The 22,122-nt window shown below is 64.4% G+C and carries 21 protein-coding genes and 1 pseudogene; 8 read left to right on the top strand and 14 right to left on the bottom strand.

What is annotated here, in order from left to right; all coding sequences use genetic code 11:
• The first annotated feature begins 491 nt into the window (after positions 1-491).
• Together L810_RS06510 and L810_RS06505 are read left to right on the top strand one after the other, a co-directional pair.
• Positions 492-2,003 carry a DNA-3-methyladenine glycosylase 2 family protein gene (locus L810_RS06510; protein ID WP_021157556.1) on the top strand — a complete coding sequence of 504 codons (1,512 nt, stop codon included), beginning with the start codon at positions 492-494 and terminating at the stop codon, positions 2,001-2,003.
• A 115-nt stretch (positions 2,004-2,118) separates the two neighbouring features.
• On the top strand, positions 2,119-2,721 hold the full coding sequence (locus L810_RS06505; protein ID WP_021157555.1) for an alpha-ketoglutarate-dependent dioxygenase AlkB: 603 nt from the start codon (positions 2,119-2,121) through the stop codon (positions 2,719-2,721).
• A 305-nt stretch (positions 2,722-3,026) separates the two neighbouring features.
• Here the strand turns inward: L810_RS06505 and L810_RS06500 are convergent, their stop codons facing one another.
• Complete coding sequence (locus L810_RS06500) at positions 3,027-4,586, bottom strand: fatty acid desaturase family protein (RefSeq protein ID WP_257008802.1); 1,560 nt, start codon at positions 4,584-4,586, stop codon at positions 3,027-3,029.
• Between L810_RS06500 and L810_RS06495 the strand changes: the two genes are divergently transcribed.
• Both L810_RS06495 and L810_RS06490 read left to right on the top strand, forming a co-directional pair.
• Positions 4,585-5,274 (top strand): hypothetical protein, encoded by a 690-nt coding sequence (locus L810_RS06495; RefSeq protein ID WP_021157553.1) that lies wholly within the window; start codon positions 4,585-4,587, stop codon positions 5,272-5,274. The two genes, L810_RS06500 and L810_RS06495, sit on opposite strands and share 2 nt — an antisense overlap.
• Before the next feature lie 4 nt (positions 5,275-5,278).
• On the top strand, positions 5,279-6,385 hold the full coding sequence (locus tag L810_RS06490; RefSeq protein ID WP_021157552.1) for a hypothetical protein: 1,107 nt from the start codon (positions 5,279-5,281) through the stop codon (positions 6,383-6,385).
• Here L810_RS06490 and L810_RS06485 read toward each other — a convergent pair.
• Positions 6,373-7,293: a hypothetical protein gene (locus L810_RS06485; protein ID WP_021157551.1), complete on the bottom strand. Its 921-nt coding sequence runs from the start codon at positions 7,291-7,293 to the stop codon at positions 6,373-6,375. The genes L810_RS06490 and L810_RS06485 overlap by 13 nt on opposite strands.
• The gene (locus L810_RS06480) at positions 7,290-8,276 is read right to left on the bottom strand and encodes a metal-dependent hydrolase (RefSeq protein ID WP_257008801.1); all 987 of its coding nucleotides are present in this window, start codon (positions 8,274-8,276) and stop codon (positions 7,290-7,292) included. Before L810_RS06480 ends, L810_RS06485 begins: the two co-directional genes overlap by 4 nt.
• A gap of 77 nt (positions 8,277-8,353) precedes the next feature.
• On the opposite strand from L810_RS06480, the gene L810_RS06475 reads away from it, so the two are divergent.
• The 3 genes from L810_RS06475 to L810_RS06465 are packed head-to-tail and all read left to right on the top strand — an operon-like array spanning position 8,354 to position 11,932.
• Positions 8,354-9,223, top strand: a complete 870-nt coding sequence (locus L810_RS06475; protein ID WP_230953725.1) for a fatty acid desaturase family protein — start codon at positions 8,354-8,356, stop codon at positions 9,221-9,223.
• A 13-nt stretch (positions 9,224-9,236) separates the two neighbouring features.
• On the top strand, positions 9,237-10,817 hold the full coding sequence (locus L810_RS06470) for a GH3 family domain-containing protein (RefSeq protein WP_081712807.1): 1,581 nt from the start codon (positions 9,237-9,239) through the stop codon (positions 10,815-10,817).
• The gene (locus tag L810_RS06465) at positions 10,811-11,932 is read left to right on the top strand and encodes an aromatic ring-hydroxylating oxygenase subunit alpha (RefSeq protein WP_021157547.1); all 1,122 of its coding nucleotides are present in this window, start codon (positions 10,811-10,813) and stop codon (positions 11,930-11,932) included. The genes L810_RS06470 and L810_RS06465 overlap by 7 nt, the downstream gene beginning before the upstream one ends.
• A 131-nt stretch (positions 11,933-12,063) precedes the next feature.
• Here the strand turns inward: L810_RS06465 and L810_RS44750 are convergent.
• Together L810_RS44750 and L810_RS06460 are read right to left on the bottom strand one after the other, a co-directional pair.
• Positions 12,064-12,231 (bottom strand): annotated as a pseudogene (locus L810_RS44750) (aromatic alcohol reductase); the annotation flags it as partial.
• A gap of 28 nt (positions 12,232-12,259) precedes the next feature.
• Positions 12,260-12,658: a nuclear transport factor 2 family protein gene (locus L810_RS06460; RefSeq protein WP_021157545.1), complete on the bottom strand. Its 399-nt coding sequence runs from the start codon at positions 12,656-12,658 to the stop codon at positions 12,260-12,262.
• An 82-nt stretch (positions 12,659-12,740) separates the two neighbouring features.
• Here L810_RS06460 and L810_RS06455 point away from each other — a divergent pair, with 82 nt between their 5' ends.
• On the top strand, positions 12,741-13,682 hold the full coding sequence (locus L810_RS06455) for a LysR substrate-binding domain-containing protein (protein ID WP_021157544.1): 942 nt from the start codon (positions 12,741-12,743) through the stop codon (positions 13,680-13,682).
• 29 nt (positions 13,683-13,711) lie between these two features.
• On the opposite strand, the gene L810_RS06450 is transcribed toward L810_RS06455, so the two are convergent.
• The 9 genes from L810_RS06450 to L810_RS06410 all read right to left on the bottom strand — a co-directional run bounded on the left by L810_RS06450 (position 13,712) and on the right by L810_RS06410 (position 22,044).
• Positions 13,712-14,149, bottom strand: a complete 438-nt coding sequence (locus L810_RS06450; RefSeq protein WP_021157543.1) for an Lrp/AsnC family transcriptional regulator — start codon at positions 14,147-14,149, stop codon at positions 13,712-13,714.
• The gene (locus L810_RS06445) at positions 14,146-15,075 is read right to left on the bottom strand and encodes a homocysteine S-methyltransferase family protein (protein WP_021157542.1); all 930 of its coding nucleotides are present in this window, start codon (positions 15,073-15,075) and stop codon (positions 14,146-14,148) included. The genes L810_RS06450 and L810_RS06445 overlap by 4 nt, the downstream gene beginning before the upstream one ends.
• A gap of 104 nt (positions 15,076-15,179) precedes the next feature.
• Positions 15,180-16,349 carry a trans-sulfuration enzyme family protein gene (locus L810_RS06440; protein ID WP_021157541.1) on the bottom strand — a complete coding sequence of 390 codons (1,170 nt, stop codon included), beginning with the start codon at positions 16,347-16,349 and terminating at the stop codon, positions 15,180-15,182.
• 43 nt (positions 16,350-16,392) lie between these two features.
• Positions 16,393-17,088 carry an ABC transporter permease gene (locus tag L810_RS06435; protein ID WP_021157540.1) on the bottom strand — a complete coding sequence of 232 codons (696 nt, stop codon included), beginning with the start codon at positions 17,086-17,088 and terminating at the stop codon, positions 16,393-16,395.
• A gap of 13 nt (positions 17,089-17,101) precedes the next feature.
• On the bottom strand, positions 17,102-17,779 hold the full coding sequence (locus L810_RS06430; RefSeq protein ID WP_021157539.1) for an ABC transporter permease: 678 nt from the start codon (positions 17,777-17,779) through the stop codon (positions 17,102-17,104).
• A 71-nt stretch (positions 17,780-17,850) separates the two neighbouring features.
• Positions 17,851-18,630 (bottom strand): transporter substrate-binding domain-containing protein, encoded by a 780-nt coding sequence (locus L810_RS06425; protein ID WP_021157538.1) that lies wholly within the window; start codon positions 18,628-18,630, stop codon positions 17,851-17,853.
• A gap of 31 nt (positions 18,631-18,661) precedes the next feature.
• Positions 18,662-19,459 carry an ABC transporter ATP-binding protein gene (locus L810_RS06420; RefSeq protein WP_021157537.1) on the bottom strand — a complete coding sequence of 266 codons (798 nt, stop codon included), beginning with the start codon at positions 19,457-19,459 and terminating at the stop codon, positions 18,662-18,664.
• A 78-nt stretch (positions 19,460-19,537) separates the two neighbouring features.
• On the bottom strand, positions 19,538-20,968 hold the full coding sequence (locus L810_RS06415; RefSeq protein WP_021157536.1) for an aldehyde dehydrogenase family protein: 1,431 nt from the start codon (positions 20,966-20,968) through the stop codon (positions 19,538-19,540).
• Positions 20,965-22,044 carry a homoserine dehydrogenase gene (locus L810_RS06410; protein ID WP_042973579.1) on the bottom strand — a complete coding sequence of 360 codons (1,080 nt, stop codon included), beginning with the start codon at positions 22,042-22,044 and terminating at the stop codon, positions 20,965-20,967. Before L810_RS06410 ends, L810_RS06415 begins: the two co-directional genes overlap by 4 nt.
• Positions 22,045-22,122 lie beyond the last annotated feature (78 nt).

Here is a 22,122-nt window from a genome sequence, read left to right as displayed (position 1 = left end):
GTCACGATCGATTGCCGGCAACGGCTGGAAGCAGGCAAGACGTCGACGATTCGATCGCCGTGATCGCCCCGCCAGGAGGTCGATGGAACGCATCGGCAACAACCAACGCTGCAAGCGGCAGGCTCGCAAAAAACGGGGCCGCTATCGCCCATGCAACTCACGGGTTGATCATCCGGCCTGCGCGTAGCGACACTTTGTCGGGAAGAAGTCGCGCGGCAACTCCGAATCTTGCGATGGAACGGGAATGCGCCATCGTGAGGGCCGGTCCGTTTTATGAGCGCACCGCACTGCCTCACGCACGATCCAGCTTCCCGATCACCTTGAAGTCAAGCGCATACCGCGTTCCGTGAAGGTTGGCGGGGCCGAACCGCGCAATCATTCCCCGCCGTCCCGGATGCTCGAGATGCCCGGTGTTCGGCGGCGCAAAGCCGACAGACCACATGTCCGAAAATGGCGCACGTCGCGGGCGCCCGGGATATACGATGTCACCCATGCCTACCCCCATCGACACCCCCGACAGCGACGCCTGCTACCTGGCGCTGAAGGCGCACGACGCGCGCTTCGACGGCTCCTTTTTCGCGGCCGTCACCAGCACCGGCATCTACTGCCGTCCGGTGTGTCGCGTGAAAACGCCACGTCGCGAGAACCTCCGCTTCTACCGTCACGCGGCAGAAGCAGAAGCGGCCGGTTTCAGGCCCTGCTTGCGTTGCCGCCCCGAATTGGCCCCGCGCGCAGCATCCTGGAGCACGGAGGACGCTTCGCGCATCCTGGCCCTGCAGGCCGCAAGATTGATGGATGAACCCGACGCATGGCGGCACATGACCTCCGCGCGCCCGATCTTCGGGCAGTCGAGCGGCGGCTTGATGCCGCGCATTGCGCAACGGCTGGGCGTGACCGACCGCCATCTGCGCCGCATTTTCGACGCACACTTCGGCGTATCGCCGCTTCAGTACCTTCAAACACGCCGGCTGTTGGCAGCCAAGCAGCTGATTGCCGACACCCGATTGCCGATGAGCCAGGTCGCGGCGTCCAGCGGCTTTTCCAGCGTCCGACGCTTCAACGATGCCTTCTCGCGCCACTACGGCCTGAATCCCAGCGCCTTGCGCCGGGCCAGATCCACGTCCGATGGACAAGGCGTGACCGTGCGACTCGGCTGGCGACCGCCCTATGACGTACAGGCAATGGTGGGCTTCTTGCGCCTGCGCGCGTTGCCCGGCGTGGAGCAGGTCGCGGGCCTGGAATACACGCGAACGCTGCGGCTTGTGCAAGGTGCGCAGGCGCGTAGCGGCTGGTTGCGCGCTCGCTTCGACGAAGATCGCGCGCAGGCCGTGCTGACGATCAGCGATTCATTGGCCGCCGCCCTGCCGGCGCTGATCAACCGTGTGCGCGCCGCGTTCGATCTGGACGCCGACCCGATCGCCATCCACGCGGCTCTGCACGCCGCGTTCCCGTCGGGCGAAGGCTTGCGCGTGCCGGGCACACTCGACGGCTTCGAGCTGGCGGTGCGCGCCGTGCTGGGCCAGCAGGTCACCGTGGCCGCTGCACGCACACTGGGCGCGCGACTGGTTGCGGCCTTCGGCGATCCGATCGAAACGCCTGTCGCGGGTCTGGACCGTCTCTTTCCCACGCCTGCTGCCCTGGCGGCCGCCACCGGCGATGAGCTCGGCCGCCTGGGCATCACGCGGCAACGCCAGACCGCGCTGCATGCGCTGGCGCATGCCGTGCTGGACGGGCGCATCGCTTTGCATCCCGGCGTAGACGTCACTGCGACTTGCGCCGAATTGTGTGCACTGCCCGGCATCGGCGACTGGACGGCGCAGTACATCGCCATGCGCGCGCTGCGCTGGCCCGACGCCTTTCCCGCCGGCGACGTCGCGTTGCAAAAAGCCCTGGGTGTAGGTAGCGCCCGTGCCGCGGCACAAGCCGCCGAGAAATGGCGGCCCTGGCGCGGCTATTCGGTGCTGCGTGCGTGGTATGCGATGAATCACGGTGCTTCTGCCTGACAACGACTCATATCGACATCTTTCCCGGCCGCGTGACTCGTCACACCGGAAGCGATCAACTTGCACGATGAATTCAATCACACGGATCCCGAGCACGGTACCTGCTCAGAGCGATTTGTTCGGAAGCAGCGACGCCGAATTCTCGATAGACGAGTCCTTTCGATCGGCAAGGCGTTTCGATCTCGACGCCCATTCCTGGATCGACATCGTGCCCGGATGGATTTCGGGGGCTTCGCTGCTCTATGAGCAGTTGCGCAATAGCGTTCCGTGGCTCGAGCACGATCGGCGCATGTTCAACCAGGTGTTCCGCGAGCCGCGCATGACGGCGGTCTACAAGCATGTCGCCGACGTGCCCGACGCGCGCCTGCTGCAGGCTGTGCGCGCGCTATCGCGTCACTACGGCGTGGAATACGACGGCCTGTGGATGAACCTCTATCGCAACGGGCAAGACAGTATAGGCTGGCATCGCGACCACGGCTCGTGCCGGAAGCTCGACTGCATCGTGCCCGTCCTGACGCTCGGCACGATACGCCGGTTCCTGATCAAGCCGATCAAGGGCGGCCGCTCCATGACCTTCAAGCCGTCTTCCGGCGACTTGGTGGTGATGGGAGGGCGCGCGCAGCAAGACTGGGTGCACTGCGTGCCCAAGGAACCGGAAATCGACGGCACGCGGATCAGCGTCAACTTCATGAGCTCGGCGCAGGGCGTGAGGGATTAGCACACGAAGCCGCCGAGATCTGGCGGTGTGACGCCTCTCGATACCAAGACAATCCGCATGGGTATTCATCCGGGCCGCGTGCGCGTGGAGGCCGCCATACCGCTGCGCATTGGCGTGGAATTGACCCCGTCGTTCCGGACAAGGCCTCGCGCTACGGTCGATGAATCCCCAGCGCGTCAAGACAATGGCTGCGCTCAATGCACGATCGGGGTTGCGCGGCACGGGTCAGACGGATCGCAACGGGCCGTGCCGATCTTTCGCTCCTGGATCGATGGGGCACTTCATCGTGTCTTGAAAGGGATTTTCTATCTTCGACTACCACGACGCGAGGCGCCCGACCAGAGCAATGCAGGCAATTGCCGCGAAGACAGAACCGGCTCGTCGGTCGCACGCAATCCGGGCAAGCGATGCCACGCCACGCCGGGTTCACGATGATGCTGTTGGTGGTAGTTGATGTTGTACGGCCAAATAAAGAAGCGTCCCAGTAACCCGACACGCCACGAATAAGTCCAGTCATTCCAGCCGGCCGTGACACCCGGCCCGCCGCTGTGCTCGGCAATGCTACGGATCTTCTGCACCAGCGCGCCAATTGTCACGAGAGGCACGAACCAAAGCGCCGCCAGCGTCAACAGTTCGCGTACCGTGCAGGCATGCACGAGCGGCACGAGCAGGATGCCCCATGTCGATATCGCAGCGAGCAGCGGCAGTGACATGGGCGCACCACGCCCGTTCGCTCGCCGATATGCGCGCATGTTTTTCACCATGTTGACCACGAACAGGTCACCGAGCAGTTGCCGGATGAGCGGGAGTGTGTCGAGTGGCTCGAATTTCCATGGCTGCGCGTGGTACAGATAATTCCGCTCAGGATCGTCTGCAGTCCCGACGTGTCGATGGTGTGCAAGATGCAACGGGCGATAGAATTCGATGGGCACGAGCCCCGGTACGCCGATTGCCAGGTTGATCAGAAAGTCGTTCGCGAAACGGCGGCGGGTCAAATGGTAGTGTGTCGCGTCGTGATACAGAATGAACAACGCGTGTTGCCGCGTCGCGACAATGACGGCGGCGACGAGGTAACCGCCCCAATGGCCCACCGACAACGCAACTCGTAGCGTAACTACGATACATAGCCATTCAAGCAGCAGTGCCGCAGCCGTACGCAGGTCGACATCGAGACGAATGAGCGCGGTCGTCGCACCGCCAACGCCGACGCCGAGTGCGAGCCCCGCGAGCATGTCCGCGAGCAGATGCTGCCCGGTCGTCAAGACCGTGAGCGCGAGTATTGCGCTCCACGCCGCGTAATAGCGCGCTGCGCGGACACGTAGCGCAGCCAATACCACGGTTACCGCCACAGGCAACGCAACATGCCCGCATGGACTCGCGGCAAGTGGGGTGTCGATCCGATACAGCCATGCGATCCATCCCGACACAGCCGGCGACCGGCTCACGGCAGTCGGCCAGAACAGATGACTGACGATGCACAGGCCTGCGGCAAGCGCACCGGCGAAAAATGCGGGCAGCAGCCAATTGCGGTCTCGGCCGAACCAGACAATCGACGGCATCACGAGCGCGTAACTCAAATAAAGCGGCACGCTGGCGGACACGCGCGGAATAACTGCATCGTACGGCTCCGGACGCAGCACCACCACGGGCGCCATCGGCGCGTGCGTAACCCAGAAGTAGAGTGCGCCCGACACGACGACATAGATTGCGAGCCACCGCCACGCATCGAACGCTGACGGTATATAGGAGAGGGAAACAGAAGGTATGGCGCGCATGTGAAAAATGGAGCGGCTCGATCGCGTATCATGATAAATCGTTTCAGCTCGCATGAATAACGACGCTATGCCGCTTCGAGCCAGTTCCATGACACGTGCGCAGCTGCGCGACGTCGACGTTGCACACATGTACGCGCTCTACTCGACCTGTTACCGGGATACGGAACAGGCACGCTTCGAACACGATCTCGACGACAAGACACATTGCGTCATCATGCGGGATGACACCGGCAAGCTGCGCGGCTTCTCCACGTTGAAACTATACGAACAGCAGTGGGGCGACACCACACTGCGCATCCTGTTTTCCGGCGACACGATCGTGGATCCGGCCTGCTGGGGCAGCCAGCAACTCGCGTTTTGCTGGATTCGACTCGCCGGTGAGCTCAAACGCAACTCGCCTGACCGGGCACTATACTGGTTCCTGATCTGCAAAGGGCATCGCACGTACCGCTACTTGCGAGCGTTCGCGCATGATTTCACCCCGCGATTCGACCGACCGGCTGAGCCCTTGCGTCAGGCACTGCTCGATCATCTGGCTGTCGAGCGCTTCGGGCACGCATACGACGCCACGTCCGGCGTGCTCAATTTCCCCACACCGCAAGGCCGCCTTGCTCCAGCCCTCGCCGAAGTGCCGGACGCGCATCGGCGGCTGCCGGATGTCGCCTATTTTCTGGAGCGCAATCCAGAATACGCGCACGGAAACGAGCTCGTCTGCCTGTGTGAACTGACGCCGGAAAACCTGCGCCCGATGGCAAGACGCATCTTCACCGGTGAATGAGCCAATGACGCGGATCCGGCCAGCCACAGCGTCCGACAACGAACGGCTTCTCGCGTTTCAAACACGTTACGCGATGCTCGGCGGGATGCCGCTTCGCTTCGATCGCTCACCGGATTACTTCGCACTGCATCGTTGTCATTCGAACGACTATCGAACCTGGCTTGCGGAGGACAGCGCCGGGCACGTCAAGGGAATGGCCAGCATGGTCGTTCGCGACGGCTACCTCGCCGGCGAGAAGCAGCGCATCGCTTATCTCGGCGACTTGCGCATCGCACCCGATCGCGAACTGGCACGCACGTGGGTCGATTATGTCGTCGATCGCCTCGCTGATCTCGCCCGGCACGAAGATGTGCAGCATACGTACTGCTGCGTCATACGCGACAACCGGATCGCAACGCAATCGCTATTCAGGGCAGGCAAGCGGACCCGGCTCGGATTTCGACATTGGCGCGGCTACAGTAACGTATCGATCTATGCGCGACGTATTGCTGCGCGGCGCGCCGACTCCGTCAGGATCACGAACGCGTCGTCCAGCGATGCCGACGCGCTCCGCGCATTCCTGGACCAGGAGTCGCGCTCCCAACCCTTCGGCTGCGTCTTTACAGCGGACGAATTCGCGCGCCGCCTGAACGCCTGGCCCGACTTCGGAATCGAGCGCTTTCTGGTCGCACGCAACGCACAGGGGCGTATCGTGGGCTGCGTTGCTCCGTGGGATGCGGGACGTATCAAGCGCATCGTCCTGGAACGTCTGCCGCGCTCACTCGGTGCGTTGCGTCACGGCGTCAACGCCATCGCGCCGTTGCTCGGACGCCCTCCCATCGCAGCACCCGGCCAGCCGCTTCAGGACATCTACCTGACTCATCTGCATGTGAGCGGACGCGACCCGGGCATTGCACAGGCGCTGCTCGATGCAGTCTGGCAACGAGAGCGGAGCCGCTATGCGTTGCTGCAGCTTTGCCTGTACGATCACGATCCGCTATGGTCCGCGTTGCGCGGCTATCGGTACACCGCGCTGCCGATGGATCTGTATACGCTATCGACGCCCGGCGCGACCGCACTCGATCCGGGCGGCACCGAAGCGATCCCGGGATTCGAGATCTATCTCGTCTGACCGCTCGCGACCGCTGCCGCTCGCGTGTCATTCAGGAGCGCAACGAGTGCAAGCCAGAAACGCCCCGCATCGAAACCGGCGCCGCCGAGTACTGGCTGGCCATGGTCGAGATGCGGCACGCATACTTGAGGCATGCCGCGAATCGTCTGGTGGTCCAGGTAGAACTGTCCGTCATGCGCACAACCGGGACGGTAGCGGTCGAGGCGTGAGTGATGTGCGTCGAACCGGGACGTGCGTTCGATCGACCAGCTCACGACATGCACGCAGTGCAGGTCACCGGGCACCGCAGACAGCAGATTCGCGATGCCGGCGTCGCGCTCGCTGCCGATATCGCGCGAGCCTGCATGCAGCCAGCGTGTGCGCAACAATCTCCCGGCGGCTCGACCCAGCCATGCGGGATCGATGCGCGCCCCACGTTGCCCGAGCAGCCCGTCGACGATCGCACTCGGGCCGACCGGCGGCTGAACGAGTGCGATACCGTCGCAGCGAGCACGAAGCCCTGAATCCGCATGCAGCGCCGCCAATGCATCGAGCCCGCCCTTGCTATGGGTGAGGACAATAAAGCGGCGATCAGCAGGCAGGCGCGCATGCAGGTAGCGCACGATATGCGCGCCCTGCTCGGCAACCGCGCGCGACGAGCGGACCGGCACACGCAGGATTGGGTACCGCGCGGCACGCAACGCCCGCACGGCATGCCGGAAGCAGGCAGGTATCCACTCGGAATAGAGTCCCGCAATCAGCACGACGACGGTCTCCGGGCATGCGTGGGTGCCGTGCGCATGCCAGCATTCGATGAAGTGCCCGGTCCAGTCGATTGCTGCGGGCGCCGGTTCGAACGGCGTCGATGGGTAGTGTTGCCGCCACTCGTCGAAGCCGGACGGCGACCATGCCGGACGCCGTGCGTTCATGCCGGCTCCGTTGTCACGCCATCGGCAGCGAGTGCCGCACGGGCAGCAGCCAGCGTGGCCGGATTCCCGATTCGCGCAGGGTGAAAACGCGGCGAGAACCAAACCAGCCACGCGGGCAGCACGCGGGTAACGATGCCCGGCGCGCCGAACAGCCACCAGCCAAGCTGTGCCCAGCTTCGCCAATTGCCGGCGCCGCGGTCGGCACGCGCGAGACGAACGATGAAATAGCCCAGATCGACGATGAAGCATGCCGTGACGCCGAGCATCGCCGCCGTCCGTATGAAATAGCGCTTGATCGCGCCGCCGCCGCAAGCACGAAATACGTCGAACGCGACGGCCTTGTGTTCGGTTTCCTCGATCGCATGCCATCGCCAGATCACGGCCATCGACCGGTCGACGCCGTCAAGAATGGCCGGATCGCGCAACAGCAGATCGGCCAGAATGGCCGTGTAGTGCTCAAGACATGCCGTGAAGGTCAATTGAAGCAGCGGCGACGCGACACGCCGGCATTGTTGCTGCCGTCTCCGCATGAGCGCCTCGAGTGCGTCGACCGGCATGCCCTGGCGAGCCAGGCGCCGGTTATACGCGCGATGCTCGCGGATGTGGGCGGCCTCCTGGTACAGGAAAGCATCCACTTGAGCGGCGAGTGTGCCATCGACCGGCAACGCGTCGCGGTACTGCCTCACGCTATCGACAAAAAACTTCTCGCCGAGCGGAAACATGATCGAGAACGCGTCGAAAAAGCGCGTCACGAGGCGTTTGTCACGATACCAATAGCGCGGAATGTGGTCGGCAAAACAAAAACGCGGATTGCGCCGACGGATGTCTGCCGCGTCGTTGCAGCGCTCATGCATGGAATCGTCGGTTCGTTTGGCGGACATGGTCGCGGTCGATCGCGGCGTAACGCGCAAGATCAGCGCAGGCGGGCGTATTGTTCGATGATGGCGATCGAAGGTATGCTCTGCGTCGCCGCCACCATCCATGTCCGAATTGTATGTTCGTTGCCAATGCAAGCGCCATAGATAAATGTTCGCGACGGTTCGATCGGCTGAATCTCTGCGTGCTCGCGTTGCAGAGCGTTGCATGGGCCGGCATCCTGACGTGGCTGTCGCACGGTACGAGCCCCTTGCGCTGGGTGTCGCTCGTACCGTTCTGCCTGATCATGCAAGGTGTGTTTTCGATGATGCACGAAACTTTCCACGGTTTCGGGCATCGGCGCGGAGCAGTCAACTACCTGATGATGTGGTGGGCATCGGCGATGTTCGGCGCGGCCGCGACGCTGATCCACGTGAATCATCTCGGCCACCACGTGCGGAATCGAACGCTCGCGGAGCGGGTGGACTTCGTCGAGCCGGACGCTTCGCTGTGGCGCAAGCGAATCGAATACTACGCGGCGATCGTCGGCGGCATCTGGTTCGCGAGTTTCGCGGGCAGCTTCGTCCTGGCCGTGCTTCCGAGTCGCGTCCCGTATGGCTGGGCGAAGTACGGACGCGACAACACGTATGCGGCTGCGTTCAAAGACTTCGACCAGGCCGATTTTCGACGAATTCGATACGAAACCCTCGCAGGCGTGGCCGCGTGGATCGCACTGGGCGCATTGCTGGACTGGCGCGTGCTCGATATCGCGCTTGCCTATCTCGCATTCGCTTTTTCGTGGTCGTCGCTTCAGTGGGTGTATCACATGCACACGCCGCTCGACGTTGTCGAGGGCACATACAACATGCGCGCCCCCACACTGATCCGCTGGGCATTCCTCAACTTCAACTACAACCTGACGCATCACCGGCATCCGAGCCTGCGCTGGCAGGAGCTTCATGCCTGCTCCGACGCGGCGGAGACGCGACCGCTGTGGTACGGTTGGCTGCATGTGTTCGACGCGCCCCGGCGCTTGCCCGGCGATCTGACACAGCTCGAAAAGACCTATTTCTGACGAGAGGATGCACGTGCGTGCACAAGATGCGTGGGCCGCGTTTAGCGCTGCTGCAGAACCCTTCCGTCACGCGTGGCTCACCGCGCTCGATGCGCCGGGCGACGCGCAGGCAACCGTTCTGTCACGCTTGCTCGCCGCGAATCGGAACACGGCGTTCGGCATGGCCAACGGGTTTGCCGATATCGCGGATCCAGCACAATTTCGCGAGCGCGTGCCGGCAACCTCCTACGCCGGCATGTCCCGATGGATCGATCGTGCCCTCCAGGAGTCCGCTCCGATCCTGACCGCCCAGGCGCCACGCTTCTTCGAGCGCACCAGCGGCGGCGGCGAGCAGCAAAAGCTCATTCCCTACACGCCAGCCTTTCTCGAAGAATTGCAGTTCGCGCTGATCGTCTGGCTCGCCGATCTGCATCGCACCGTGCCCGGCGTCGCGGCCGGGCGCGCGTACTGGTCGATGTCGCCGCCAATGCAAGCGCGCGAACGCGCCCCCAACGGCATCATGATCGGATCGGACAGCGATCTCGATTACCTGGCTGGCAGCCCGCTCGTCGATCTACTGCCGACGCTCGTCGCCCCGTCGCTGTCGGGTAATGGTCGGGCGTGGCGCAACGAAACGTTACGCGCGCTTATCGCCGCCGACGATCTCGCCTTCATCAGCGTATGGAGCCCGACCTTCCTGACCAGTCTGCTTCGTCCGCTGTTCGACCACGCCGAGCCGCAGCGCCGCGATACGCTCACCTTCCTGTTCGATTCGCTGCCGTCGATCCGTATGGCAGCGCTGCGACGCGCACTCGACGATGGCCACTGCGGCCGGCTGTGGCCGCAGCTCGCGGCAGTGAGTTGCTGGATGGACGGTCCAAGCAAAGGCTACGCCACTCATGCCCGCACCTTGTTTCCTCAGGCGGCATGGCTTCCGAAAGGCTTGTTTTCCACCGAGGCGGTGGTCAGCCTGCCGTTCGGCGATACGACCGGCTGCCCCCTCGCCGTCTGCAGCCACTTCCTGGAGTTTCTGCTCGACGACGGAACCGCGATTGGCGTCGAAGAACTGAAGCCGGGCGATACCGTCGAGGTCGTCGTGACGACGGGAGGCGGCCTGTACCGCTATCGGCTCGGCGATCGGGTCCGTGTGACCGGATATGCGGGACGGACGCCATGCGTGGCCTTCGTCGGGCGGGCTGGCACGCAAAGCGATCTGGTCGGTGAAAAGCTGGACGAAGCCTATCTGGCTGCGTCGCTTTCCGACGTGCTGCAACCGGGCGATGAAGGTTGCGTGATTCCGTGCGCAGACGCTGATCCGCCCCATTACCTGCTGTTGCTTGCCAGCGGTACGCAGGACGTCGCCGCCTTGCGCGATGCGCTGGAACAGGCTCTCGCCCGCGCTTTTCACTACCGGCACGCACGCACGGTCGGCCAGCTCGGCCCGTTGCGCGCGGTTCGCGTGCCCGGAGGCGCCGCCCAGCTGGCGGATCTCGTCCAGCGAGCCCACGAGCGTGCAGGCATCCGCGCCGGCGATGTCAAACCCCGCGCCCTGGTGGCCAAGCCCGCCGTGGCGAACGCACTCCGCGCCTTCATCGAGGACACGTGCTCATGTTGAACATATCGATCGCATCGACGCATCCCCCGTGCGACGAATCCGTGCCGGACGCCAATGGCGAAGCCTTCGGCGCGCTGGTCGAGCAATGGTACGTCGCGGGCACCGAAGCCGACGTCAAGCGCGACAAGCCGTTCGGCACGCGGGTACTCGGCCTCGGCATCGTGCTGTTCCGGACGGCCGGCGGCGAGATCGTCGCGCTCGTCGATCAATGCGTGCATCGCGGCACCCGGTTGTCGGCCGGGAAGGTCATCGACGGCTGCCTCGTCTGTCCGTATCACGGCTGGCACTATGACCAGCACGGCAGCGTCACCCGAATTCCCAGCATCGACGGCGCGAGCGCCGCACCGCCCGGTACGACCTACCCGTATCGTCAGCGCAGGTTACCGGTGCTGACTCGGCACGGCCTCGTCTGGGTCTATCGCGGGCGAGACGATCCAGCGCTGAAGCGGCCGTTCGACATGCCGCACTACGGCGAACGGCCGTGGCAGTCGTACTACATGGTCAATACGTTCGATGGCGACCTCGGTGCGCTGGTCGAGAACTTCATGGACGTCCCGCATACGGTGTTCGTGCACGACCGGATCTTCCGCTCATCCACTGGACGGCGACTACGGGCATCCGTCGAACTCAAGCAGCAGAGCGTCGAGGTCACGTATCACGATGACGGCGACAAGATCGGCATGCTGGACTGGCTGACCAATCCGTCCGGGGAACCGCTTCGGCACACCGATCATTTTTATGCACCGAACGTCACGCGGTGCGACTATCACTGGGGCAGCCGATCGAGTTTTCTGATCGTCAGCCAGATCACGCCGCTCGACACGCGTCGATCGCGTGTCTATACGTACATCGCCTATCGCTTTGCGTTGCCCGCTGCGGTGCTGCGTGCGCTGAAACCACTGCTGCACCTCTACACGCATTCCGTGATCCAGCAAGACGTGCGAATCATGCGTGCGCACCGCGAGGGACTCGACAACGCCGCAGGCTTCACCCCGTCGAGCGTGCGCGCCGATGTGGTCCACATTGCGATCGGCCGGTTGTTGGCCGCGGCGCAGCGTGGCGAGCCGTTGCCCGATGCCCAATGCGGCACGAAGCCGATGGAATTCGTGATCTGAGCGTCACGGGCACGATCGGGCGAGGCCGGCCCGGCTTGACCGGCGCACCGCCCGCGTGCCCCGTATTTCCGTTAGCCGCCGGTCTGATCCTGGCTCGCGATCAGGCGTGCTCCGCATGCCAGCAAGTCGCCGTCCCAAGCGACACCTCGCCCTTGAGCAAAAGCCGCACGATACTTGCGCATCATGTTGTTCGGGTCGCGCGCCAGCTCGTCCAGCAAATACTGCTCGCTCCACACCGAACGGCTGAACGGCCGGCCGAGGGCCGCCGGAAGCTTGTCGGCAACCTCCCCATAAACCAGCCTTCGGTATTGCGCGACATCGATTCCGCTACGCGTACTTGTCGCCGACCGTACTACGAATCGGATGGGTGTCGTAGACGATGATCATCCGTTCGATGAGCCCCGCGATGTCGAACTCGAACACGTCGACGCACTCGAAGCGCGCCGCCGAGCCGTCTTTCAGGCCCCAGTCGTAGATGAAGTAACCTGTCGCACGTCGAGCCCCGCTCGCGCTGACGCAGATATCGATCGGTGTAATCTTGCTTTCTCCCGACGCCGCAGCGACCTTCGAAAAGAAGGGCTCAGGGTGCATCCAGCCGAGAAATGGCGAGAAAATCTGCGCGTCCGGCGTAAATAGCGCGCAGATGGCACCGACATCGCCTCGCTCCAGTTCCCGAAGGTACGCGCGAACCTGTTCCGTATATAGTGATCCCGACGTTGAGTCCAAAATTATCCTCCGATCATTCGTCGACAACCCCGTTCATTCTCAAGAACAGGGCATCCGGTAGACGCACGATAGCGACGCACCGATGACCGAACAATCGAAAAATATGCAATCCGGGTATGCAGCGCATGCATATCCGCTGGCTGACCTGACGCGGCCCCTCCCACCGCTGGCAGCGATTCAGTCATTCGTCGCCGCGGCGCAGCTTGGCAGCGTCAGCAAGGCCGCGGCTCATCTATGCCGTACGCAAGGCGCGGTGAGCCGCCAGATACAGCAGCTCGAAACACATTATCGATGCGCGCTCTTTGTGCGCCATGTATCGGGGCTGACGTTGACGGCGGAAGGAAATGGACTGCTGACGGTCGCGGTCAACGTGCTCACGCAATTGGTTCAGCACGCGGACATCCATGCACGGACGACCTCGGTTCTCACCTTGACGTTGCCGTCCACGTTCGCCATTCGCTGGTTGCTCCCGCGGCTGCCGGACATTCATCGCGCCATGAGCGGCACGGAGCTTCGTATTTCGACATCCGCGGACGATACGCCAGATTTCACTACGTCCGACGTCGATGCGATCATTGTGCGAGGCACGGGACAGTGGACCGGTATGGAAGTGCTACCGCTGTTTTCCGAGACGCTCACGCCGATGTGCGCGCCCGCATTGACAACATCACTGCGATCCGTTGCCGACCTTGCGCATGTCGATTTGCTCCATCCCGGGCCCAGCCACGCGGAGTGGAGATGCTGGCTCGATCATGTTGGGGCGCTCCAGATCGATGCGGACCGTGGACTTGTATTCGATACCCTCGAATTGACGCTCGCGGCATCGGCGGAAGGACACGGAATTGCCATCGGCGACCCACGAATGGCACGAGACCGGCTCCGTGCCGGATCGCTGGTGACGCCGTTTGAGGACGTGGTTCACGACGGCCTTTCCTACTTCCTCGTATATCCGTCCCAACGTGCGGCACAACCGAAAATTCGAGCCCTCGCCGACATCTTGCTGCGGCTTGCGCGAGAAGACTGACCTGCTCTTTTCCCGTCGCGCCGGTTTGGTCAACGCTTGTGGACAACCGAGTCGAGCACGAAGCTGGTCGTCATGTTCTGCACACCGTCCATCGCACTGATCGTCGCCCAGATGTCGCTGATGCGCTCGTGTGTGGCGGCCTCTATCTGTACGAGCAAATCGACCTCGCCGCTGAGCACCGCGCAATCACGCACCTCGGCGATCCGCTCGAGTGCGGCAAGCACGTCCGCACCGCGCATCCGGTCCTTGCGGTAAACCAGCATCACGGCGCGCACCGGCACGACCTCGTCGGGCAATGCGAGCCGCACCGTATAGCCTGCAATGATGTTCAGCGCTTCGAGCCGGTCGATCCGGTTCCGGACCGCCTGCCTGGACAGACCGATCCTGTCGGCCAGCACCGCGAGCGGAATCCGCGCATCGGCACACAACGCGTCGATTATCTTCTGGTCCAGGCCGTCGATCTTCATTCGCCGAACCCGGTATGCCGGGCGCTGCGTGCATCGACCGCGTCGCGTAATGCCGCGATGTGGTCGGGGCCGATTCCGCAGCATCCGCCGACGATCTGCGCGCCCAGCGCAAGCCACTGCTCCGCCCATCTTGCATAGCCGGGCGGATCGACGTCGCCGCGCAAACCGTGGAGTTCCTCGTTCGCACGCGCATCGGCGCGCTGAGGCGGAAACGCGTTCGCATAGGCACCGATCACGAGCGACGTCCCCGTTCGCGCAAGCGTGCGCTGCACCGTCTCGATCGCCGCACCCATCGCCTCCGGCTGGCTGCAATTGAACAGCAACGCGGTCGCGCGCGCGGACACGGCGGCGTCGATCGCTTCGTCGAGCGTCTGCCCCGATCGCAATACCGGCGTGGCGCCTGCTTCGACGTCATCGCGCAGCGTGAACGAGACCCAGAGCGGCTTCGGATTCTCACCCAGCGCTCGCCGGACCGCGCCGATCTCGTCGGTCAGGCTCTGCGTCTCGGCCAGCCACAGGTCGACGTACGGATCGAGCCCATCGACGAGCGTCGCCAAGATTGCATCGGCGCGCGCCGCGTCGAACAGGTCGGGGCGGTAGGAACCGCCCGTCGGCGGAAGCGATCCTGCTACGCGCACGGGCCGCCCTGCGCGGTCCGCCGCTTGCCGCGCGAGTTGCCCGGCAAGGGCCGCGAGCGCGGCCCCGTCGCGACGAAACCGCTCCTCACCGATATGGAACGGTACGACCGCATAGCTGTTCGCGGTGATCACGTCGGCACCCGCCGCGACGAATGCGTCGTGCGCAAGGCCGACGTAATGGGGCGCCTCCATCAGCGCGAGCGCCGACCACTCCGGCTGCCTGAACGGCGCTCCCATCCGCGCCAGTTCGCGCCCCATGCCGCCGTCGAGTACTGTGATGTCATGCATAGTCCGTGCTCCGTCGTTGCAATCCGCGCATCTCGTGCCCGAATCGATTCAAAGGTCGGCGCGACGCACACGAGTCGTCGATCGAGCGTGCGCGCTGGTCCGTGTCAGATCTGCTCCAATGCTTGCGCGACATCGCTTTTCAGGTCGTCGATGTGCTCGATGCCGACCGAATAGCGGATGAAATTGAGCGGAATGTCGGCAGCGCGCATTTGCTCCGCCGACATCGTGCCCGCCCACATGGATGCCGTATGGATCGCGAGCGAATCGACGCCGCCGAGATTGCCTGCATTCAGGGGCAAGCGCAGCGCCTCGACAAAGCGCTGCGCTTCGCCGTAGCCTCCTCGCACGCCGAACGCCACCACACCGCCGAAGCCGCGCATCTGCCGGCATGCGAGTGCGTGCTGCGGATGGCTGCGCAGGCCCGGATAAAACACGCGTTCGATCTTCGCGTGCGCCTCGAGGAATTCGGCGAGCGCCTGGGCGTTCGCGTTGATCCGCTCGACCCGCATCGGCAGCGTGCGCAGCCCGCGCAGCAGCAGCCACGCGTCCATCGGGGACAGCACCGAGCCGAGCGTGATGTGCGTATGCCAGATCTGCTCGGCGAGCACGCGGCTCGTACAGATCACGCCGCCGGTCAGGTCGTGATGGCCGCCCAGATACTTGGTCGCGCTGTGCACGACGATGTCGACCCCGAGCCGGTGCGGCTGCTGGTTGACCGGCGACGCGAACGTGTTGTCCGCGAGCGTCAGGATGCCGCGCGCCCTTGCGATTTCCGTCACCGCGGCGATGTCGGTCACGAGCAGCAGCGGATTGACCGGCGACTCGAGCACGATCAGCCGCGTGTTCGGCCGGATCGCACGATCGAACGCGCTCACATCGGTCTGGTCGACGAACGTCACCTCGACGCCGAACCGGCGCAGCATGTCGTCGAGCATTTTCGTGGTGCTCATGTAATGACGCGTCTGGCCGACGACGTGATCGCCGGCCTTCACGACACTGAGGATCGCGGTCGCGATCGCGCCCATTCCGGATGCGGTGACGAGCGCGGTCTCGGTGCCTTCGAGCTCCGCCATGACCGCCTTCACGCGCTCGTGAACCGGATTGCCGTAGCGGGTGTAGTTGCGCGGATGCTGCGGCACGCTCGACATCTCCGCAAACTCCTCGCTGCCGGCTGCCTTGAACACCGCCGAATAGTGAATCGCCGGCGCGACCGACTTCTCGTCGGTCACGTCGCGGTCCGCAGCCAGCGCCAGCGTTTCAAGCTTGTATCCCATGTCGTCCTCGGATCGTTCGTTGTGTCGCGTTATGCAGCGTCCGTCACGCACGCGCGCTGCCCAGATGGCGATTCAGCAGACCTTCGACACGTTTGAGTACGGTCGAAAGTACCGCAGTGATACCGACGTACACGATGCCGGCCAGCATCAGCGCGTCGGTCGTATAGGTTTCGATGGAGATGCGGCGCGCGACACCGGTCAGGTCGAGCACGGTGATCGTGCTGGCCAGCGCGGTCGACTTCAGTTGCAGCACGATCTCGTTGCCGAGCGTCGGCGCGACGATGCCGATCGCTCGCGGCACGATCACGAACCAGGTGAGCATGAAGCGGCTCATCCCGAACGCGAGCGCGGCTTCCTTCTCGCCGGCGGGGACGCCGGCAATCCCGCCCCGGATGTCTTCAGCCATGTACGCCGCGAGATTGAGCGTCAGCGCGCACAACGCACACGAGAACGATCCGCCGACCAGCAGCCACAGAGGCGACGCACGCACGACCGAGAACTGGGCAAGCCCGTAATACAGCACGAAAATCTGCACCAGCAGCGGCGTGCCGCGAAACACCGACATGAACAGGCGGCTCGGTGTCGACAGCCACGGGCGTGCCGACGTGCGCGCGACCGCCAGCGGCACCGCGAGCGCGAATGCAAGCGTGCACGACAGCACCAGCAGTTCGAGCGTGATCCATATGCCGCGCGCGATATCCGGGCCGGACTGCACGATGAGGGAAAGAAAGTCGTTCATCGCATGGCCCTCCTCAGGTGCGTTTTGCGTAACCGCGGCCCGCGATGCGCTCGAGCCACGCGAACACGGGGTTGGATGCGGCGAGAAAGCCGAAATAGACGATGCCGACCGTCACGTAGAAGACGAATGGCTGCTTGGTGAACTGCGCGGCGATGTTGGCCTTGCGCAGCATGTCCTCGAGCCCGACGATCGACACCAGCGAGGTGTCCTTCAGCAGGTTCTGCCACATGTTGTTCAGGCTCGGCAGGCAGATGCGCCACGCCTGCGGCAGGCGCACATGCCACAGTGTCTGCAGGCGTGACATTCCATACGCGCGCGCCGCCTCGATCTGTCCGGCCGGCACCGCGATGAAGGCGCCGCGGAACATCTCCGACGCGTAGGCGCCGAACACCACGGCGAGCGCGATCACGCCGGCGGAAAACGGGCTGATGACGATGGCGCCATCGAATTGCGCGTTGAGCAGATGCGACAGCCCGAAGTAGCAGATCAGCAGGATCAGGAACTCGGGAATGCCGCGCAGGAAATTGGTCAGCGCATAGGTCGCATGTCTGAGCCACCCCAGGCTCGACAGCTTTGCCGATGCGCCGGCGATGCCGAGCAGCATGCCGACGCACAGCGCGGCGACCGCGAGCTCCAGCGTGACGAGCGCGCCAGCCGCGATCTGCGCGCCGTAGTTCACCAAGATGTCCATCGTTATATCGCTCCTTGTGAGCCCGATTCGCGCGGGCCGCCGTCCGGCGACCGCGCGGCCCCGATGCGCGGTTATTGCGGCGCGATGCTGAACGGGAAATAGCGCTTGTTGGCTGCGGCGAACGTGCCATCGGCCTGCACCTGCGCGATGCCTTTGTCGAACAGCGCCTTCAGCGGCGCGTCGCCCTTGCGTACCGCGATCGCCGTACCGTCGCCGAAGATCTCCGCATCGGCAATCGGCTTGCCGACGAAGTCGAAGCCTTCCTTCCTGCCGGCCTTCGTCAGCCAGTCGTACGCGACCGTGTTGTCGGCGAACACCGCATCGACGCGCCCGGCCTCGAGATCGAGCCAGGCCTCGTCGAGCGTCTGATAGACCTTCACGTTGACCCCCGACTTGCCCGCCGGCAAGCGGCGGCGCAGATAGGATTCGTGCGTCGAGGCCGTCTGAACGCCGATCGTCTTGCCGCGCAACGTGGCGGCGTTGTCCGTGATGCCCGAGCCCTGCTTCGCGACGAGTTGCACGGGTGCCGTCGTGAAAATGCGCGTGAAGTCCACCGACTGCTCGCGCTCCGGCGTCTTCGACATCTGCGCGAGCACCGCATCGATCTGTTTCGCCTTGAGCGCCGGAATCAGCGCGTCGAAATCCATCGTCACCCACTGGCACTTGACCTTCATCGTGTCGCACATCTTCTTGCCGATGTCGATCTCCATGCCCTGCAGCTTGCCGGATGCATCCTTGTATTCGAACGGCGCGTAATCGGCGAGCGTACCGATCCGCACGACCTGCTCGGCATGCGCGACCGATCCGAGCAATGCCGCGCCCACGCACAGCGACTGAAGCAGCTTCTTCATGGTTTCCTCTCCCGTTGACAACGAATCCGCATCAGATGATGCTGGACAGAAACTTCTGGAAACGCGGCGATTTCTGGCTCGCGAACACCTCATCGGGACTGCCGTCTTCCTCGATTCTTCCCTGGTGGACGAACACGACGCGGTTCGCGACTTCGCGCGCAAATCCCATCTCGTGCGTGACGACGAGCATCGTGCGTCCCTCGTCGGCCAGCGAGCGCATTACCTTCAATACTTCGCCGACGAGCTCGGGATCGAGCGCGGACGTCGGCTCGTCGAACAGCATCACGTCGGGGTCGGTCGCGAGTGCACGTGCAATCGCGACGCGCTGCTGCTGGCCGCCCGACAGCTGGTTCGGATAGTGTTCGCACTTGCCGGCGAGCCCGACCCGTTCGAGCATCGCGATCGCCTTGTCGCGTGCGTCGCGCTTCGGCACGCCGAGCACGCGCGCCGGCACGAACATCACGTTCTGCAGCACGGTCATGTGCGCCCAGAGATTGAACTGCTGGAACACCATCGCGAGCTTGCGGCGCACGCGCATCACCTGCTGAGCGTCGGCCGCGACGAGCGCGCCGTCGCGGCCCGCCGGCTTCAGCGCGAGCGTTTCGCCGTTCACGCAGATCCGGCCGCGGTCCGGCATTTCCAGCAGGTTGATGCATCTGAGGAACGTACTCTTGCCCGACCCGCTGCTGCCGAGGATCGATACGACCTCGTGATTCCTCGCGGTCAGCGAGATGCCTTTCAGCACCTCGACACCGCCGAACGACTTGTGAATATCCTCGACCACCAGCGCGTCCGCCGCCGGTTTGCATGCAGGAATTGCTGCTGGCATCCTCGACTCCTTCTTCGATACGTTGCTCACCACACCGCTCCGGTTCGCGCCGGCCCGCCAGGCGCCGGCGCTTGCGCATCAGCTCGACAGCCGCCGGTTGCGCCTGAAGCACACCACCTTCGGCTGCGTCATTTCCGTCATCGCGAACCGAACGCCTTCGCGGCCCAGCGACCCATGCTTGAATCCGCCGAACGGCATGCCGTCGAAGCGGTAATCGGACGAATCGTTGATCATCACGCCGCCCGCCTGGAGTCGCTCGGCCGCGCCGAGCGCCACCTCCAGCCGGCTGGTGAACACGCCAGCATGCAGGGCGCTCTCCGACGCGTTGGCCGCGTCGAGCGCTTGCTGCAGGTCGGTGAATTTCTCGATCGTCACGACCGGCGCGAACACCTCGTCGGTCCATACGCGCGCGTCGTGCGGCACATCCGCCAACACCGTCGGTTCGTACAGCGCCCCGCGCCGCCGATGGCCGGTCAGCACCGTCGCACCGCGCGACACCGCTTCGTCGACCCAGCGTTCGACGCGGATCGCCTGTTCCTCGCCGATCATCGGCCCCATGTCGGTCGCATCGTCCAGTGGATCGCCGACAACCATCCTGCCGGTCAGCTCGACGAAATACCGGACGAACGGCTCGTATGCCGCCTCGGCGACGAAGATTCGCTGCGTGCCGATGCAGTTCTGTCCCGCTGCCCAGAACGCACCCGACACGCAGGATTCGGCGGCATCCTTCAGGTCGCAGTCGGCCATGACGATCACCGGCGCATTTCCACCGAGATCCATCGCAACCTTCTTGAGCCCCGCATCGCGCGTGATGGCTTCGCCGGTCTGCGGGCCGCCGGTAAAGGTCACCATCCTGATCCGCCGGTCGCGCACCAGAGCCGACGCGATATCCGCGCCGCCATGCACGATCTGCAGCGCGTCGCGCGACGCCCCGGCTTCCCACAGAACCTCGACGAGCGCCTGCGCCGACAGCGGCGCGAGCAACGAGGGCTTCAGGATGACCGCATTGCCGGTCGCGAGCGCCGGCCCGAGCTTGTGGGCAACGAGGTTCAGCGGGTCGTTGAAGGGCGTGATCGCGAGAATCACGCCCAGCGGCTCCAGCGTGTAGTAGCCGCTGCGATCCTCGGAGCCGGGATACCCGTCGAACGGGATCGTCTCGCCGGCCAGTCGTTTCGCTTCCTCGCCCGACAGGCGCAGCGTGTTCACGCAGCGCGCGACTTCCTTGCGGGCCTGCCGCAGCGGCTTGCCCGCTTCGAGCGCGATCGTGCGTGCAAATGTCTCCGCTTGTGCTTCCACGCTCGCGGCCGCGCGAAACAGGATGTCGGCCCGCCGGCTGCGTGGCAGGGTTGCGGCCGAGCGCGCGCCGTCGAGCGCGCGCTCGACAAGGGCCGGTGCCGCATCGGCTCGCGACAGTCGAACCTGGCCGACGATCGAGCCGTCATAGGGCGACCGAACATCGGCCACGCCGGCTCCCGTGCAGTCGGCCATCACCGCATCGCGCGCGCTCATGCCGCCACCTCGTGCGAGGCTGCGCCGATTCTGTCCGCGAGTTCGATCAGGTCGGAGAGAATCGCGAACGCCGTTTCCTCACGGCCGGCCCCCGGCCCGCTGATCGTCACGCCGCCGAGCACGTCGGTGTCGAACGTGATCGCGTTCGTCACGCCGCTCGCGGCAAGCAGCGGATGGCCGGCCGGGAGCTTGCGCGGTTCGACGCTCGCGGTCACGGTGCCGTCCGGATGACGGACGGCAGAACCGATCAACCGCCACGACATGCGCTCCGCCGCCGCCGCGCGCACGTCGTGCTCGGTCAATTCCACGATGCCGCGGCACGTCACGTCGCCCCGCTTGAGGCCGGCATTCCACAGCGCGTTCGCCAGAATCACGACTTTCAGCTGTACGTCCGAACCGTTGACGTCGGCCGCCGGATTCGCCTCCGCATAGCCGCGCTGCTGCGCATCCCGGATCGCCGCATCGAAGCTCGCGCCGGCCTCGACCTCACCGAGCACGTAATTCGACGTGCCGTTCAGGATGCCGGCGAAACCGTTGATGTCGCAGCCGCGCAGCGAGGTCGCGAGCTGCCGCAGCACCGGCGTGCCGCTCATCACCGTGCCCTCGTACATCACGCAGGCACCCGATTGCGCGGCGATCCGCGCCAGTGCCGGCTGCGCGAGCGCGATCGGCCCCTTGTTGGTCGTGATCACGTGCTTGCCGCATTCGAGCGCGGTCCGGCAATGCGACAGCGCAGGCTCGCCGGTGTTCGGATCCGTGAAGGTCGCCTCGATGACGACATCCACGTGATCCGACGCGATGGCCTTCAGCACCGCACCGAGGCCGACGTCCGGCGACACCAGCGTGCCGGGATCGCGGCGCAGCGCTTCCGCATCGACGCCCCGCCGCGCGGTTTCGTCGAGGACATCCAGCGCGATACCGCGAGGATTCGTCGCGATCCCGAGCCGCAGGTCGGCGACCATCGTTACCGATACGTCGAGTCCCGCCGCCCCCAGCATCCCGCGCTTCTTTTTGAGCAGTTCGACCAGTCCCTGATTGACTCCGCCGAAACCGACCAGTGCCAGTTTGAGTTCCATCTCGATCATCTCCTGTTCATTGACCACACGACACAGGTTAGTTATGCGAATCGATTTTCAAATTAGTCGTTTCGCCCG

Origin of the sequence: Burkholderia sp. AU4i (genome assembly GCF_000466765.1) — a bacterium.
Classification (GTDB): Bacteria; Pseudomonadota; Gammaproteobacteria; order Burkholderiales; family Burkholderiaceae; genus Burkholderia; species Burkholderia cepacia.
The sequence above is the reverse complement of the archived record's forward strand: the minus strand, read 5'-3'. Positions and strand labels throughout refer to the sequence as shown.